The sequence below is a fragment of the Psychrobacter sp. S1-30-MNA-CIBAN-0213 genome (genome assembly GCF_040309845.1).
Lineage (GTDB): Bacteria > Pseudomonadota > Gammaproteobacteria > Pseudomonadales > Moraxellaceae > Psychrobacter.
On sequence record NZ_JBEOPE010000012.1, the window covers coordinates 58,549 to 73,266 of the forward strand.

Here is a 14,718-nt window from a genome sequence, read left to right on the forward strand (position 1 = left end):
CTAGCAAATTAATGAAGCTATTAAGGTATAAATTTTCTATCGTTTGGCTTATATCTAGAAGCGAGCTTCTTTTTTAAAGTGTTGAACAACAAAAACTTAGACTGCTATCGCGCATTTTATAGACTAGCTAATGAATTATCTTAATTCCAAACTCGTAATTTCAGACCATTGCAACTTGATACGTTTATAAACAATAAAACACGACATTTGCGCGTTGATAAATAATGCTCTATTATCAATAGCTCTCTATATTAGGAAACGCTGATGTCGTTTGCCCAAGTCTATACCCGTTCAGTCGTCGGTTTGCATGCCCCAAAGGTCATCATTGAAGTTCATTTATCACAAGGCTTGCCAGCGTTAACGATTGTGGGTCTACCAGAAGCTGCCGTACGCGAGAGCAAAGATAGAGTGCGCTCAGCGATTCTTAATTCGGGATTTCAGTTTCCCAATCGCCGTCTGACGATTAATTTAGCACCAGCAGACCTGCCCAAAGATGGCGCTAGGCTGGATTTGCCTATTGCCATTGGTATTTTGGCAGCCAGCGATCAATTGGATCCAGAAGTACTATCAGGGTTTGAGTTTATCGGTGAGCTTGCGTTAAATGGAAATCTACGGCAGGTGACAGGTAGCTTGGCTGTCGCTCGAGCGATAAAAGCGGAAGCGTTAGCCTTAAAAACGTCAAAAGTATCGAAGGCGTCAAAAAATAATAAATCACAACTGAATGAGCAGCTGCAAGAACCACAAGCAGCGCAGTTAATCGTACCGATAGATAATGGTGCTGAGGCTAGCCGTGTCGAGGGGATAGAGATATTAGCAGCGGATAGTCTAAAAGCCGTTTGTGATCATTTGCAATCACTGACCAATCCAAATGCTAATTATGAGTGTTTAGAGGTCGTTCAGCCCAGTCCGGCACAGCAGCATACAGGATATAAAGTAGATTTGGCGGATGTAAAAGGTCAGCATCATGCTAGGCGAGCATTAGAGATTGCCGCTGCAGGTGGTCACTCTCTGTTATTTACAGGGCCACCTGGTTCGGGCAAGACGTTGATGGCATCGCGGCTACCGACTATCCTGCCTGATTTAAGTGACGAGGACGCGTTAGAGGTTGCCAGTACCTATTCAGTGGCAGATAGTGATTACGATTATGGTACGCGCCCATTTAGACAAGTGCATCACACCATCTCAGCCGTGGCACTGGTCGGTGGTGGTTCTCGCCCCAAACCTGGTGAGATTACCCTTGCGAATAAGGGCGTTTTATTTCTCGATGAATTGCCTGAATTTGATCGTACCGTGTTAGAAGTATTACGCCAGCCGTTAGAAGCGAAGCAAATCACCATTAGCCGTGCCAACTCGCAAATGACCTTTCCAGCAAATTTTCAATTGGTGGCGGCGATGAATCCTTGCCCTTGCGGCTATGATGGCGATACATCAGGCCGTTGTCGTTGCCGACCTGAACAGATTAAGCGCTATCAAGACAAACTATCAGGCCCGCTACTTGATCGTATTGATTTGCATATTACTGTGCCAGCGTTACCGATTGCAGACTTGCAAAATGCTCAGGCTGGCGAAACATCTGAGCAGGTACGCACTCGAGTAGCTGTTGCTCATAAGCATCAATTAAAGCGCCAACAGAAAGTAAATAACGAGCTTAGCCCTAGCGAGATTGACAAGTATATTCAGTTGGGCGAGGGTGAACAGCAATTACTACAGCTCGCTCAGCAACGCCTAAATTTATCTGCCCGAGGCTACCATAGAGTATTACGAGTCGCACGCACTATCGCAGATCTTGCCGATAGTATCGACATTACTAGCGCCCATGTGTCTGAGGCGCTGAGTTATCGTAGCAAATAATTTATTGTTGAATTCAAAAAAGCCCAGTAATATTACCATTTTCGTCTAAATCAATATGCTCCGCTGAAGGGCGTTTGGGTAAGCCGGGCATTTTCATAATAGGGCCACAAATCACCACGATAAAACCTGCGCCAGAGGATATGCTGATATCGCGCACATGAATATTAAAACCCGTAGGCCGCCCCAGTAATTTGGCATTATCACTAAGCGAATACTGGGTTTTGGCGATACAAACTGGCATCTTATCGAGATTGAGTTCTTCTAGGCGGCGTATTTTGGACTGAGCTGCGCTGCTGATATCAATATCATCGGCCCCATAGATTCGCTGCGCAATCGTGCGAATTTTATCCGCAATACTGTTGTCACTGTCATAAGCTAAACGAAATTGGCTGGGTTTATGACTGTTGTCATTGAGCAAATTAAGCAGAGAATTTGCTAATTCTTCACCGCCAGCGCCGCCTTTCTCCCATACTTGCGTTAAGGCAACTTCCACGCCTTTTTCTAGGCAAGCTTGCCGTACCAACTCAACCTCAGCGTCGGTATCACTGACAAACTGGTTAATGGCGACGACTACGGGCAGTCCATAGACTTCTTGCATATTTTCGATATGCTTCATTAGATTTGGCAGGCCTTGCTCAAGCGCTGCTAAGTTTTCAGTGGTTAGATTGTCTTTAGCCACGCCCCCATTGTATTTTAACGCTCGAATGGTAGCGACGATAACGGCCGCATCAGGTTTCAATCCTGACAATCGACACTTGATATCACAGAACTTTTGCGCACCAAGGTCGGCACCAAAACCCGCCTCAGTAAGCGTATAGTCTGCCAAATGCATGGCAACGCGGGTTGCAATAACGGAGTTACAGCCGTGGGCGATATTGGCAAATGGACCGCCGTGGACGATGGCAGGCGTACCCTCAATCGTTTGGACTAAATTGGGTTTAATGGCTTCTTTTAACAGTACCGCCATTGCACCATGAGCATTGAGGTTTTTGGCGTAGATTGGCTGTTTGTCTTTGTTATAAGCTATTAAGATATTACCTAGGCGCTGTTTTAAATCGTTTAAGTCTGTCGCCAAGCACAAGATAGCCATCACTTCAGAGGCGACAGTAATATCAAAACCATCCTCACGCATCACGCCATCTGTGGTCTTGCCGATACCGCTGATAATATTGCGCAGTTGACGATCATTCATATCTACCGCACGACGCCAGAATACTTGCTTTGGGTCGATATTCAGCTCGTTACCTTGATAGATATGGTTGTCTAATAGCGCTGCCAGCAGGTTATTTGCCGCCCCAATCGCATGAAAGTCACCGGTAAAATGCAGGTTGATATCTTCCATAGGTAGTACTTGCGCGTAACCGCCGCCAGCTGCACCGCCTTTAATCCCAAATACCGGGCCGATGGATGGCTCACGTATGGCAACCACCGTTCTCTCACCGCTGTTTTGTTGCTTGTGTATGAGGTTCAGAGCATCAGCCAAGCCGATGGTGACCGTGGTTTTGCCTTCGCCAGCAGGTGTTGGGTTAATAGCAGTGACCAGTATCAACTTGCTCTGCTTATTTTTAACTGGCATGGCAAACACATCGGCTGGATTTATTTTTGCCTTAAAATGTCCGTAAGGTTCGATATGTGGAGCTGATAAACCAAGTTTTTGTGCAATGTCATTGATGGGCTGTAAGGTAACATTTTGGGCGATGGCAATATCGCTAGGTACGGTCATATCAAAGGTCTCGTCGCAGAATGCAAGTGCGTAGGGTAAAGGGTTATTTGCTTATCAATTAATTATTCTAGTTCTATTAAAAGGCCAATCTTCTAAAATATTAAGCCTTTAAGAGGTATTTAACCAAGGCAGCAAAGTCATCAAATGCTTCGGTAGGGTTTAGATCTCGAATGTCTTGCCCATAGTTATAACCATAAGACAATCCAAGTGTGTTCATACTGGCGTTTTGTCCAGCTAATATATCGTTTCTTGAATCACCAATCATGACCGCTTGGTCTGGGGTGACATCTAACGCCTCACAGACATGCAGTAGAGGAGCGGGATCTGGTTTTTTAACGGGCAGACTATCACCGCCTAAGACTTCTACAAATAAATCCTGCCAGCCAAAGGATTGCAGGATTTTGGGGACGAAACGAATGGGTTTATTGGTCACTAATGCCAACGTATAGCCCGCTGCTTTGAGTTTTTTTAGTCCGCTGTCTACATCTGGGTAGGCAACGGTTTTGCTGCCACTAATATTGTTATAGGCATCAAAAAATACTTGCTCGGCGTGATCGGCTTCCTCGACCGTTAATTCACCTTCTAAGACCTCTATCTTACCCACCAATGCGCGCTCGACCAGCATCCTTGAGCCATTGCCGACCCAGTTGCGTATGGTGTCGAGAGAGTAGGTTTCTTTACCAAGCGTGGTTAACATAGTGTTAGTCGCATCAGCCAAATCTGGCACACTATCAATTAAGGTACCATCGAAGTCAAAAATTAAAAGTTGCTTATCCATTATTCCTCGCTACCTAGAAGTATTGCATTCGTTTTTTAAGTTATTAGATTTAAAGTTTAGGTTTTTATCCTGTATTACCATAGCACAACAAACCGTTAAAACTAACTGTTACTAGTGTTTTTAATATCTACTATTCAACCTCTTTATAGCGCTCACGATGCTCCTTTTTCATCTTTAGATAGGTTTCATTTTCACGGCACATATCCCATTTTCGTTTAAAAATACGGGCAGATTCTGCTTTAATCGGATCTTCCTCTTGCCGTGGTAATTCTTCGCGCCCATGGGCCCCGCTTTGGCCTTTTTTATCATCAGGCACTGGTCCCTTATACTTTTTGCCGCCTTTATGATTGGCGTAACGGCGGGCGCGGGTATAACCCATTTGAATAAATTTGCGCGCCATATCTGCACCGACAAAGTCATCGTCAGCCAGATAATCTAAAAACATCTGATAAATAGTCTCGCTACTTTCTGTCGCAATATCAGGCGTGGCAAAGCGCCAGTGCGGCAGGATTTCGGACTTATAAGGTTCTACCAATAATACGCCTTGTTCACCGCGACCGACGCGGTAAAGCTCAGGCTGTGCGCGCAAGTCTAAATTTTTATAATCCAAATCATAATCAAACTCTCTCATAGCTTGTCCCTATTAGTAATCATCTAGTATCAATATTGGTAAAATTCAGCTGTCAAATTTATCATTATCAATACTATCGAGTATACTGAGCGCAGCCGTCTAAAAAACAGCACAAAAATGTTATGCAACCGTGACAGTAAGCGTTTAGCATGAGAAGAGTCATTAGTAGAATCAATTATTGAGCAGGTCTGAGTAGGTAGATGTCATGACAGTGAATAAAAAGACTATAAATAAAATCAGCTTAGCTGGCTCGACTTTTACGATGTCATTAACAAGCGTGCTCATGATATCAGCGCTGCTACTCACAAGTGTGCTAAGCACTAATGCGGCTCATAGCGCATGGTTTGAGCGTTTGATTCCGCAAGGTGAGACCTATACGGTGCGCGAGATAGATCGTGATTTGGCATTCGTGATTGATGGTTTCATCTATGATGCCCGTACTTCTTGTTTTTTAGCAGTGGGCGATCGAGTGATATTTTTTGAAGGGCGTCACGGTATTGATTACCGCGCGACGATTTATGATTTGGATTCGCGTGAGCGTTGTAATCTGCTATTACGCGGTCGGCTGTATCAAGAGTAGTGTCTTACTATGGACTGACTATCTAACTTACTATATAAAAGGCCATAAAAATTAAGCATAAAAAAAGCCCCAAACATTACTGTTCGGGGCTTTTTAGAATTCTTAAACGAATGGTGGCTCGAGGCAGGTTCGAACTGCCGACACACGGATTTTCAATCCGTTGCTCTACCGACTGAGCTATCGAGCCGTCTTCGTTGAGGCGCTATTAAACTAAATATAGGCGTTACTGTCAAGTGGTTTTTGCATAATAGGCGATAAAAAGGCATAAATAGTCAAATATAAGCTCAATCCAAGGTTTTAACCTTAGGATTAATCCTTAACACGCAGTAGCTCATATTCGCTCATGATACGGTGAATATCCGCATCAACAGGGACAAATTCACGTACACCTTTTTTCACTTCGGCATCATAAACCAATTTAATAAACTTGGCATCGATGGCGCGTTTTCGATTTTCTGCATGCACGGTAAGATACTGCAAGCGCTTGGCATCAGTTTGCCCATCATCAAAGCAGGCAACGGTGGCGATAGGCTTATCATTAAACATACCGACGTAAAGATACTGACCACGCTTAAAACCTTGCTCGATGATGTTTAATACTTCTGCACCATCAGGCTGCGCATCATCGCTATCATACAAGGCATGCAGGCGCTCAGATAACTCATTCTCACGTGCAGGTTTCTTAATGAGTGGGGCATCCAAGCTATTGATGGCAATCGCTTCTAAAGGCATAGTTGGTTCCTAGTAAGTTGATATAGCATGGCGTTGTAGAATCAGTACGGGTAATGATTGATAAAACTGAATTCACTATTTTAGCAGAATGACATGATTTTGTGCGTGGTTTACTGCTTGGTCGTGGCAGTAGTGGTTAGGGTTTGCTATGATGAGGCTAGGCAGTGTTTCTTATACATGAAGCTAATGCATAAAAGTTATGTAATCAACTTAGGTAAGAAACCTATGTAAGCAACCGAATAACTGGGCATTTTACCTAGACACTACCCCCTCTTTTGGATTTTTCCGTTATTATCTGATTTAGATACGAATGACAATTTATTGGGCGCTTTTTCGTCCTATTTTATTGACCGCTTTTCATTGATAGAGAGTAGACATGACCGCCAATTCAACAACGACATCTGAGCAAAATCCATCTTCAAATCTTAACCTACATGGTCGCCCTGAACGTATCGCCACCGTCGAGCGTATTACTGCAGAGACGCAAGTTACCTGTACCGTTAATCTTGATGGTACGGGTCAAGGCACTGTAGACACTGGTGTGCCATTCTTGGATCACATGATTGATCAAATCAAGCGTCACGGTTTGTTTGACTTAGACATCAAATGTACGGGCGATACCTTTATCGATGATCACCATAGCGTGGAAGATACCGGTATCACGCTTGGTCAAGCCTTTAATAAAGCTTTAGGCGATAAGAAAGGCATCCGTCGTTATGGGCATTTTTATGCGCCACTTGATGAAGCTTTAACGCGCGCAGTCGTTGATCTGTCAGGTCGTCCTGGTTTGCATATGGACATTCCTTTTACCCGTTCACACGTGGGTAAGTTCGATGTCGATTTATTTAGTGAGTTCTTCTACGGCTTCGTCAATCACTCTTGGATGACGGTGCATTTGGATAATCTCAAAGGCAAAAACAGCCATCACCAAATCGAATCTACTTTTAAAGCCTTTGCTCGTGCGCTGCGTATGGCGTGTGAATATGATGAGCGTGCGTTGAATACGCTACCGTCGACCAAAGAGGCGTTCTAGATGAGTAGAGCTACAAAGATTGCACTATTAGATTATGGCATGGGTAATTTGCACTCAGCTGGCAAAGCACTATCAGCGGTAGGTGCAGAAGTCTCTATCACCAATGACCCAAAAGTCGTCGCTGCTGCCGACAAAATCGTTTTCCCTGGTGTCGGTGCCATGCGCGATTGCATGATTGGTATGCACGATGCTGGCATTGATGAGGTTGTGCGTCAGGCGATATTTAATAAGCCTGTCATGGCCATCTGTGTTGGAATGCAGGCGTTATTTGAACAAACTGCTGAGAATGGCGGTACGGATTGTTTGGGTATCTTGAATGGTACGGTAAAAGCCTTTGACCCGACGTGGACGGATGAGCAGGGCGCCACGATTAAAGTACCGCACATGGGCTGGAATACCATTAGCGGTATGGATTTTGACCATCCATTGTGGAATGGCATAGGCGACAACGCGCACTTTTACTTTGTGCACAGCTATTACTGCGCGCCTGCCGATAGCACGCAAGTGGCTGCTGTTTGTGACTATGGTCAGCCGTTTTGTGCCAGTGTTATTCAAGACAACTTATTTGCCACCCAGTTCCATCCAGAAAAAAGCCACACCGCTGGCTTGCAACTGTTAAAGAACTTCGTTGAGTGGGATGTGTAGCCAATCCCGCCTTACGCTTGTATCTGCCTAGACGCTGGCGTGCAGACTTATAGGTCTGGTAGCGTTCCATCTAAAACCGAGCGACCACTCCCAGACCTAGTCCGCAACGCCATCGTCGTTAGCAGGATACCGCTATAGTCGGGGCTAGCGGCAATATCGTGACCTTGCGACTATGTGTCGTAGTTTTGCCAATTTTCTCTTTGCTACCTAGCATCACTATTAAAAATGCTATTCAGCATCAGCATTATCGGTTAGTCTAGGGCATCTTAAATTTGGAACAACCCAGTGGACTTTACTGCCTTTAAAATCGATATCATTGAAATAACCGGACTGGCCAAAGATGCTCTGCATATCTATGTTGGCGTCGGCGTTTATTTGCTATGCCTGCTTGTGCTGCTGCCCATCATCAAAAAGCAAGGTATTAGGTCATTCATGGCGTTAATCGTGGTGACTGGCATTGCTTTATTGGGTGAGTATTTAGACAACCTCCATATTATTAGGCCAAGAGGTTTTTCTGCATTAGGAATGATAGACATAAAGGCAAGTATCCGTGATCTTATCAATACTTGCTTGGTACCCTATGTGCTTCATGCATTGAATAAGTGGACGACAATCTTTCATCCAACCAATAAACCTCAATCCATGACTAAACGGCACAAAAAAACGGACTACTAATGAGTCCGTTTTTTATTTCTATAATTAACCATTCCTACGATAAAGTGCTTTAAGAATTCTTATTTGCAGCCTCATCATAAAGCTCACGCACCACTTCACCAATCACTGCAATACCATCAGTGAGCGTCTGCTCGTCGGCAGCGATACTCATACGAATACATTCGTGCGCGTGCTGATAGTCGCTAACATCGACACCAGGGAAGAAGAACTGACTTGGTACGACGAGCGTGCCTTTTTCTTTGAGGCGTTCGTACAGCTCAAGCGTGGTAATCGGCAAGTCTTTAAACCATAGCCAAAAGAATATCGCACCCTCTGGCTTATGAATCATCAAAGGATAATCACCCAGCGCTTCTTTCAAAAGTCTCACAGCCAGTTTTGCTTGCTGCTGATAAAACGGCTTGATGTCGTTGTCCGATAGCTGCTTGATACGGTCGTTTTCTACCAATGGCTTGGCAATGGCTGCACCAAAGCGGGTAGGGGCTAGATTGACCACCGCATTCATGGCGCTTACCGCTGCGATCACTTTAGGGGCCGCAACGATGATGCCAGTACGTACGCCGGGTAAGCCAATCTTGGACAGGCTAAAGCAAAGAATCGTATTATCATCCCAGTTTAAATGCGCATCTGAATAAATGATATTAGGGAACGGCATGCCGTAAGCATTATCGATAATCAGCGGTACATCGTAGCGTTTGGCAATCTCGGCTAAATGATTCATTTCCTCATCAGTCAACACGTTACCGGTTGGGTTGGTCGGACGTGAACAGCAAATCGCGCCAATACGACCTTCCTTCAAAGCGGGCAAGTTCTCTAACGCCTCAAAGTCCACCCGATATTTAAAGAAGCCTTCTTCGCCATCATGAGTGACTTCGTCGATATGCGGCAACACCGACATAAAGTGCTGACCATCTACGTGCACGTCACTATAGCCAATATATTCAGGGGCGAGTGGTAGCAGGATAGATTTGTCTACTGATTGGCTGTCTTTATCTTGATTGTGCTCATCAAGCTTATTATCACTAAAGGCCCCGCCGAATAGATTGAACAAATAAAAGAAAGCATTCTGTGAACCATTGGTCAGTGCAATATTGTCCGCGCTCAAGTTCCAATCATAATGGCGATTAAAGAAGTCGACCAACGCATCAATAAACGCCGCGTCACCTTGTGGATTTGAGTAGTTACTCATGCTATTAAGCGCAGTGTTGTCCGAGTGCTTCTCTTTTACGCTGGCGTCTTGTTCGGCATTGAGGATATCTTGCCCAAGCGCTTGATAGGTCTGCAAAAACACTTCATTGACCGCATCGATACGCGCAGGGTTACCACCACCAAGCATATTGACGGGCTTGTCGCTTTTTAGTGCATCGCCCAGATCGTCCATCAATTGTGAGATGCCAGTGGTTTGGGTGAACTTTTGACCAAATTTTGAGAATTTCATAAGGTTACCGTGAGGTGTAGGAGGTTATTAATTGGTAAAGTGGCGCTAGTATATCAAATGACGGCGACGAGGTGAGTAAACAACCTTGCTTGATGCAGACCTTAATACACAAGAGCTTGTCCGATGTCTAACAAACGCTAACACATCCTCAGCTGTAACCCTTATATAGTAAGTTTTAAATAAAAGAGCTATTACTAAAAAAGGAGTACCCCATGAAAGCCGTATTACTCGAGGAAAAAAGATTTGCTGCCGACCTAGAGCGACCTACCCCCAAAAAAATAACGGACTACGTCGCCTTTGAAGAAACTCCACAAGACAATAAAACCATCATTGAGCGCTGTCAAGATGCCGACATCATGATTAATGGCTCCCTACGTATCGAGCGTGAAGTGATTGAGGCGCTACCCAATCTCAAACTCATCCAGCTCCTCTCTGTCGGCTCCAACCATATTGACAAACAAGCCTGCGAAGACAATGACGTCAAAGTCCTCAACGCACCAGATTTTGCCAGCGCCACCGTCGCCGAGCACACCATGATGCTACTACTCAGCGCCATGCGTGCCAGTATCCATTATCACAACAAAGTTAAAAGTGGCGAATGGAAGGAGAAAGGCCGAGCCGACATTATCGATGCTGAGGCCATTGACCTCGAGGGCTTAACCATTGGTATGATTGGTATCGGTGACATTGGTAAGCGGATCACTAAGCTTGCCAAAGCCTATGACATGAACGTCCTATGGGCAGAGCGCCAAGGTCGCAAGCCTCGTAATGACGACTACACCGACTTTGAAACCGTACTGAGCAAGTCCGATGTCATCACCATACATTGCCCGCTCACCGAGGAAACCAAACATCTCATTAACCAAGACACCCTAAGCAAAATGAGCAAAAAACCGCTACTGGTCAACGTCGCACGTGGCAAGATTGTCGATAGCGAGGCCTTAGCTAGCGCAGTCAAACAGGAGCAAATACTCGGCTATGCTACTGATGTCTTTGAACAAGAACCTGCCGGCGAAAATGATCCGATTGTGCAGCTTGCCAATGAAGGTCATCCTCGCATCATTCTAACCCCGCATATGGGTGCAGGCAGCCGCGCCTCGCAAGTCAAACTATGGAAGATAATCACTCGCCAAATCAATGACTTTATTGAAAATAGTTAGAATTAAAATAACTGAGATGTGAGTTGAGAGGGTTTTGGTTTGAGGCTTTGAGACTTGGGTTTTGGAGCTAATCCTGCTTTTTGCTTGTAGTTGGCAGTCTGCGGCGCACAGCACCTAGGCACAGTAGCGTTCCAACGTCCGAGCGACCACTCCTGTGCGAGGTGCTGTAAGCGCCACAGCCCACAAAGCTACCGCTGCAATCAGGGCTAAACCGCTCCCCAAAGTGGTTATTAGTAGTTGAGAAAATCGTTTCTTTTAATAATTCATTTTAATCTTACAATTTGAAAGTCAATATCGTTTATACTAATATCAACACTCACTAGATTTTGATTCAAAAATGTATAACCTTCCTTCGCCTAAGTTAAATAAAAAAGAACAAACCAATGGGACATCTTTATATCCCTATTACGCTGGTTTTTCGTATGACTTTGTCGACGCTTCAATCCAAATGTTTAAAAAAGACAATATGCTGGTTCTAGATCCATGGACAGGTACAGGTTTAACTAATAGAGTAGCTCATGGATTAGGTATTTCATCTATAGGTTTAGACATAAACCCAGCAATGGCAACGGTTGCTAAAGCGAATTTAATAATTAACAACTATTCTTTGTCTATAAAACCAATATGCTCAGAAATCATTAATAAGGTTAGAAATAAAAGAGCAGTTGAATTATATAGTGAAATTGACCCTTTATTACAATGGTTTGACTATAAGAGTGTGAAAATATTACGTATGTTGGACTACGCAATATATAAACTCTTAGTTAATGAGAGAAATAGAGAAAGTATTACAATTGACATCAACAAACTTTCAGATATCGCTAGTTTCTTCTATATAGCAATTTTCAAAATCACAAAAAATTTAATAAAAATAAAGTATCCAACGTCGAACCCATCATGGATTAAAACTCCAAAAAAGAATGATGAGAAAATAAGTATTTCTAAGAATAAAATATTGGATTTATTTAATGTAGAGGTTGATAAACAAATATTTTTAGTAGGTCAACGCAAGTATATACCACAGAGTGTCTCAACCGAATTTAGAGTGTGCAACTCTCAAGATATTTCAATTGATTGTAGTGAAATAGATTTAATAGTCACGTCTCCTCCTTACTGTACTAGGATAGACTATGCTGTTCTAACTAAGCCAGAGTTGGCTGTTTTGGGTTTTGAAAGCACGTACTTCAAAAATCTCAGAAATGAAATGATAGGAACTACAGCAATTGACGACTCAAACCATGATATCAGCTTTAGCTGGGGCGAATCCTGCTATAAATTCTTAAGGCAAATGTCAGAACACCCTTCCGTTGCTTCTAAGTCTTACTATTTAAAAAACCATATCCAGTACTTTTCTAGCATGGAAGAGTCAATTAAAGAAATAAATAGAGTATTAAAAGCTGATGGTGATGCAATACTTGTAGTTCAAGACTCTTATTATAAAGACCTTCATAATAACTTACCTTTATTTATTGAAGAGATAGCATTTAATTCAGGTTTAAGACTGGAAGGTAAAGTGGATTTTGAAGCTCGATCACTTTCTAATATCAATAGTAAATCATTAAATTACAGAAGTAGAAAGCCTATCTACGAATCTGTTCTCCACTTTAAGAAATAGGATAAGTTATGACTAATGACTTAGTAAGTATAATTGAATCTAATATAAGAAGTATTCATACCTCTCAGTATGACTTGTCATTCAATGAGCTGGCAGATATGTATGAAAGTGGAGAGTTAAATATTAATCCTGATTTTCAACGTTTATTCCGTTGGTCTAATGCTAAGCAATCACGTTTTATTGAATCCTTAGTTCTTGAAATGCCTATACCTCCTATTTATGTTACTGAAACTGATGAAAAGCAGTACGATCTAATTGATGGCCTACAACGCATATCTAGTTATTTACATTTTCGAGGTACACTACGCAATGCTGAACACTTGGATATTAAAGAAGGTGATAGGTTAGAACTTACAGATTGTGATATTGTCAGTGAGCTAGATGGTAAAACTTTCGATGACTTACCTAGCTCGTTACAAATACGAATTAAGCGTAGCTTTATTCGTATGCAAATTATTAGAAAAGACAGTGATCCCATGTTCCGTTATCATATGTTTAAGCGTTTGAATACCGGTGGCGAAATTTTGGAGCCACAGGAAGTAAGAAACTGTACAATTAGAATTCTAGATATAGCTTTCCCTGATTTTTTAAGAAAACTATCTGAAGAAAAATACTTTAAAAGTGTAACAGATAATATATCGGACTCAAAATCAAGAAATGCTTATCGAGAAGAGCTGATTTTAAAGTTTTTTGCATTTAAAAATAATAGTAATAATTATGTAAAGAATATAGGCGATTTTCTAGATGATTATATGGAAAGTGTAGCCTTACCTGAAAAAGAAAAAAATCATGTTGATTTTAATTATAGCGAAGAAGAGGTGGTATTTAAAAAAGTTTTTAAAATTTTAAGTTTATCGATGGGAGAGCAAGCATTCTCTTCGAACAATAAGGCTAGAGATGGTTTGCAAAACAACTTTAGAAGCTATCATTATGAAGTATTTCCTCAAGCAATTATCCCATTAGTTGATGTAATTGATACAGATAATGCTGAACACATCAGGCTTGTTAAAGAAGTAATTATAACAATAAAGTTAGATCCGGATTTTATTTCAATGACTACTGGCGGTGGTAAGAATACCAAAAATGCGTTAGACGATCGCATTAGATTTGCTAGTAATAAACTATCTGAAATAGAGTTTGAAAATGATTAATTTAAACGATGTGTTAACTGAAATAGAAACAGATTTAGCTTGGCGAGAAGAAGAGTTAAGACACTTTGAAAATCGTATCTCATCAGATGAAAACATAGATGAGCAAGAAAAAACAATTGAGACTAAACCTCTAGTTTTATTTCTTTACGCGCATTTTGAAGGACATGCTAAGTTAATGTTTACTGTTTATGTTAATGCATTAAATAGCTGTAACCTTAACTGTAAAGATGTAGTATTTCCTTTGATAGCAAGTAGTTTACATTCTGAATTTGGTGCTTTAAAAAACCCTGATAAGAAAAATCCTCTTTTCCCAAAGGAACATGAACCTATCTTTAAAGAGCTAGGACGTAGGGTAGAGTTTTTTGAGAATCTAGAACAGATTTTAACTACATCATTAAAATTAAAAGTTGATAATATAGTTGATACTGAGTCAAATTTGAAACCAGACGTACTTAAAAAAATATTTTTCAGATTGGGTTTCGATGTAGTAAATATTGATGATAGAGAGTTTAGTGAAATTAATAGATTGCTTCAATTAAGAAACAACTTCGCTCATGGAAGCCGTTTCGAAGGAATATCATATAATGAATATATAGAGATAAAATCTATTATTTGGAAAGTACTTAGAGAAATTAAAAATTTAGTTATAGATTATATAAGTAATGATAAATTTCACCGACAACATAATCTTACTTTACCTGTGTAGCTT

14 protein-coding genes and 1 tRNA gene are annotated in these 14,718 nt (G+C 42.0%); 9 read left to right on the forward strand and 6 right to left on the reverse strand.

Annotated features, from left to right (window positions below; genetic code table 11):
- The first annotated feature begins 264 nt into the window (after nucleotides 1-264).
- A complete protein-coding gene (locus AAEY87_RS11215) occupies nucleotides 265-1,851 on the forward strand; it encodes a YifB family Mg chelatase-like AAA ATPase (RefSeq protein WP_350657236.1) in 1,587 nt (528 codons plus the stop codon).
- 13 nt (nucleotides 1,852-1,864) lie between these two features.
- Here the strand turns inward: AAEY87_RS11215 and AAEY87_RS11220 are convergent, their stop codons facing one another.
- The 3 genes from AAEY87_RS11220 to AAEY87_RS11230 form a co-directional block, all read right to left on the reverse strand.
- Nucleotides 1,865-3,574, reverse strand: coding sequence for a formate--tetrahydrofolate ligase (locus AAEY87_RS11220; RefSeq protein WP_350657238.1), 1,710 nt, complete (start codon nucleotides 3,572-3,574; stop codon nucleotides 1,865-1,867).
- 100 nt (nucleotides 3,575-3,674) lie between these two features.
- Nucleotides 3,675-4,352, reverse strand: coding sequence for a phosphoglycolate phosphatase (locus AAEY87_RS11225; protein ID WP_350657239.1), 678 nt, complete (start codon nucleotides 4,350-4,352; stop codon nucleotides 3,675-3,677).
- Between the two features lie 130 nt (nucleotides 4,353-4,482).
- A complete protein-coding gene (locus AAEY87_RS11230; RefSeq protein WP_350657240.1) occupies nucleotides 4,483-4,983 on the reverse strand; it encodes a DUF4385 domain-containing protein in 501 nt (166 codons plus the stop codon).
- A 205-nt stretch (nucleotides 4,984-5,188) separates the two neighbouring features.
- Here AAEY87_RS11230 and AAEY87_RS11235 point away from each other — a divergent pair, with 205 nt between their 5' ends.
- Nucleotides 5,189-5,563, forward strand: coding sequence for a hypothetical protein (locus AAEY87_RS11235; RefSeq protein WP_350657241.1), 375 nt, complete (start codon nucleotides 5,189-5,191; stop codon nucleotides 5,561-5,563).
- 111 nt (nucleotides 5,564-5,674) lie between these two features.
- On the opposite strand, the gene AAEY87_RS11240 is transcribed toward AAEY87_RS11235, so the two are convergent.
- A tRNA-Phe gene (locus AAEY87_RS11240) sits at nucleotides 5,675-5,750 on the reverse strand.
- Between the two features lie 122 nt (nucleotides 5,751-5,872).
- On the reverse strand, nucleotides 5,873-6,295 hold the full coding sequence (locus AAEY87_RS11245) for a hypothetical protein (RefSeq protein ID WP_350657242.1): 423 nt from the start codon (nucleotides 6,293-6,295) through the stop codon (nucleotides 5,873-5,875).
- 376 nt (nucleotides 6,296-6,671) lie between these two features.
- Between AAEY87_RS11245 and hisB the strand changes: the two genes are divergently transcribed.
- From hisB to AAEY87_RS11260, 3 genes are all read left to right on the forward strand, one after another.
- A complete protein-coding gene (hisB, locus tag AAEY87_RS11250) occupies nucleotides 6,672-7,328 on the forward strand; it encodes an imidazoleglycerol-phosphate dehydratase HisB (protein ID WP_068329895.1) in 657 nt (218 codons plus the stop codon).
- The gene (hisH, locus tag AAEY87_RS11255; RefSeq protein ID WP_350657243.1) at nucleotides 7,329-7,973 is read left to right on the forward strand and encodes an imidazole glycerol phosphate synthase subunit HisH; all 645 of its coding nucleotides are present in this window, start codon (nucleotides 7,329-7,331) and stop codon (nucleotides 7,971-7,973) included.
- Between the two features lie 285 nt (nucleotides 7,974-8,258).
- The gene (locus AAEY87_RS11260) at nucleotides 8,259-8,648 is read left to right on the forward strand and encodes a hypothetical protein (protein ID WP_068038701.1); all 390 of its coding nucleotides are present in this window, start codon (nucleotides 8,259-8,261) and stop codon (nucleotides 8,646-8,648) included.
- 49 nt (nucleotides 8,649-8,697) lie between these two features.
- Here the strand turns inward: AAEY87_RS11260 and AAEY87_RS11265 are convergent, their stop codons facing one another.
- The gene (locus AAEY87_RS11265) at nucleotides 8,698-10,083 is read right to left on the reverse strand and encodes a valine--pyruvate transaminase (RefSeq protein ID WP_350657244.1); all 1,386 of its coding nucleotides are present in this window, start codon (nucleotides 10,081-10,083) and stop codon (nucleotides 8,698-8,700) included.
- Nucleotides 10,084-10,295: 212 nt separating this feature from the next.
- On the opposite strand from AAEY87_RS11265, the gene AAEY87_RS11270 reads away from it, so the two are divergent.
- From AAEY87_RS11270 to AAEY87_RS11285, 4 genes are all read left to right on the forward strand, one after another.
- On the forward strand, nucleotides 10,296-11,243 hold the full coding sequence (locus tag AAEY87_RS11270) for an NAD(P)-dependent oxidoreductase (RefSeq protein WP_350657245.1): 948 nt from the start codon (nucleotides 10,296-10,298) through the stop codon (nucleotides 11,241-11,243).
- 337 nt (nucleotides 11,244-11,580) lie between these two features.
- Complete coding sequence (locus tag AAEY87_RS11275; RefSeq protein ID WP_350657246.1) at nucleotides 11,581-12,858, forward strand: DNA methyltransferase; 1,278 nt, start codon at nucleotides 11,581-11,583, stop codon at nucleotides 12,856-12,858.
- Between the two features lie 8 nt (nucleotides 12,859-12,866).
- The gene (locus AAEY87_RS11280) at nucleotides 12,867-14,009 is read left to right on the forward strand and encodes a GmrSD restriction endonuclease domain-containing protein (protein WP_350657247.1); all 1,143 of its coding nucleotides are present in this window, start codon (nucleotides 12,867-12,869) and stop codon (nucleotides 14,007-14,009) included.
- Nucleotides 14,002-14,715: an MAE_28990/MAE_18760 family HEPN-like nuclease gene (locus AAEY87_RS11285; RefSeq protein ID WP_350657248.1), complete on the forward strand. Its 714-nt coding sequence runs from the start codon at nucleotides 14,002-14,004 to the stop codon at nucleotides 14,713-14,715. Before AAEY87_RS11280 ends, AAEY87_RS11285 begins: the two co-directional genes overlap by 8 nt.
- Nucleotides 14,716-14,718: the final 3 nt, after the last annotated feature.

Bases quoted from the DNA above. Each gene is read 5' to 3' on its own strand.
- AAEY87_RS11215 (WP_350657236.1), top strand. From the start codon at position 265: ATGTCGTTTGCCCAAGTCTATACCCGTTCAGTCGTCGGTTTGCATGCC.
- AAEY87_RS11220 (WP_350657238.1), bottom strand. From the start codon at position 3,574: ATGACCGTACCTAGCGATATTGCCATCGCCCAAAATGTTACCTTACAG.
- AAEY87_RS11225 (WP_350657239.1), bottom strand. From the start codon at position 4,352: ATGGATAAGCAACTTTTAATTTTTGACTTCGATGGTACCTTAATTGAT.
- AAEY87_RS11230 (WP_350657240.1), bottom strand. From the start codon at position 4,983: ATGAGAGAGTTTGATTATGATTTGGATTATAAAAATTTAGACTTGCGC.
- AAEY87_RS11235 (WP_350657241.1), top strand. From the start codon at position 5,189: ATGACAGTGAATAAAAAGACTATAAATAAAATCAGCTTAGCTGGCTCG.
- AAEY87_RS11245 (WP_350657242.1), bottom strand. From the start codon at position 6,295: ATGCCTTTAGAAGCGATTGCCATCAATAGCTTGGATGCCCCACTCATT.
- hisB (WP_068329895.1), top strand. From the start codon at position 6,672: ATGACCGCCAATTCAACAACGACATCTGAGCAAAATCCATCTTCAAAT.
- hisH (WP_350657243.1), top strand. From the start codon at position 7,329: ATGAGTAGAGCTACAAAGATTGCACTATTAGATTATGGCATGGGTAAT.
- AAEY87_RS11265 (WP_350657244.1), bottom strand. From the start codon at position 10,083: ATGAAATTCTCAAAATTTGGTCAAAAGTTCACCCAAACCACTGGCATC.
- AAEY87_RS11270 (WP_350657245.1), top strand. From the start codon at position 10,296: ATGAAAGCCGTATTACTCGAGGAAAAAAGATTTGCTGCCGACCTAGAG.
- AAEY87_RS11275 (WP_350657246.1), top strand. From the start codon at position 11,581: ATGTATAACCTTCCTTCGCCTAAGTTAAATAAAAAAGAACAAACCAAT.
- AAEY87_RS11280 (WP_350657247.1), top strand. From the start codon at position 12,867: ATGACTAATGACTTAGTAAGTATAATTGAATCTAATATAAGAAGTATT.
- AAEY87_RS11285 (WP_350657248.1), top strand. From the start codon at position 14,002: ATGATTAATTTAAACGATGTGTTAACTGAAATAGAAACAGATTTAGCT.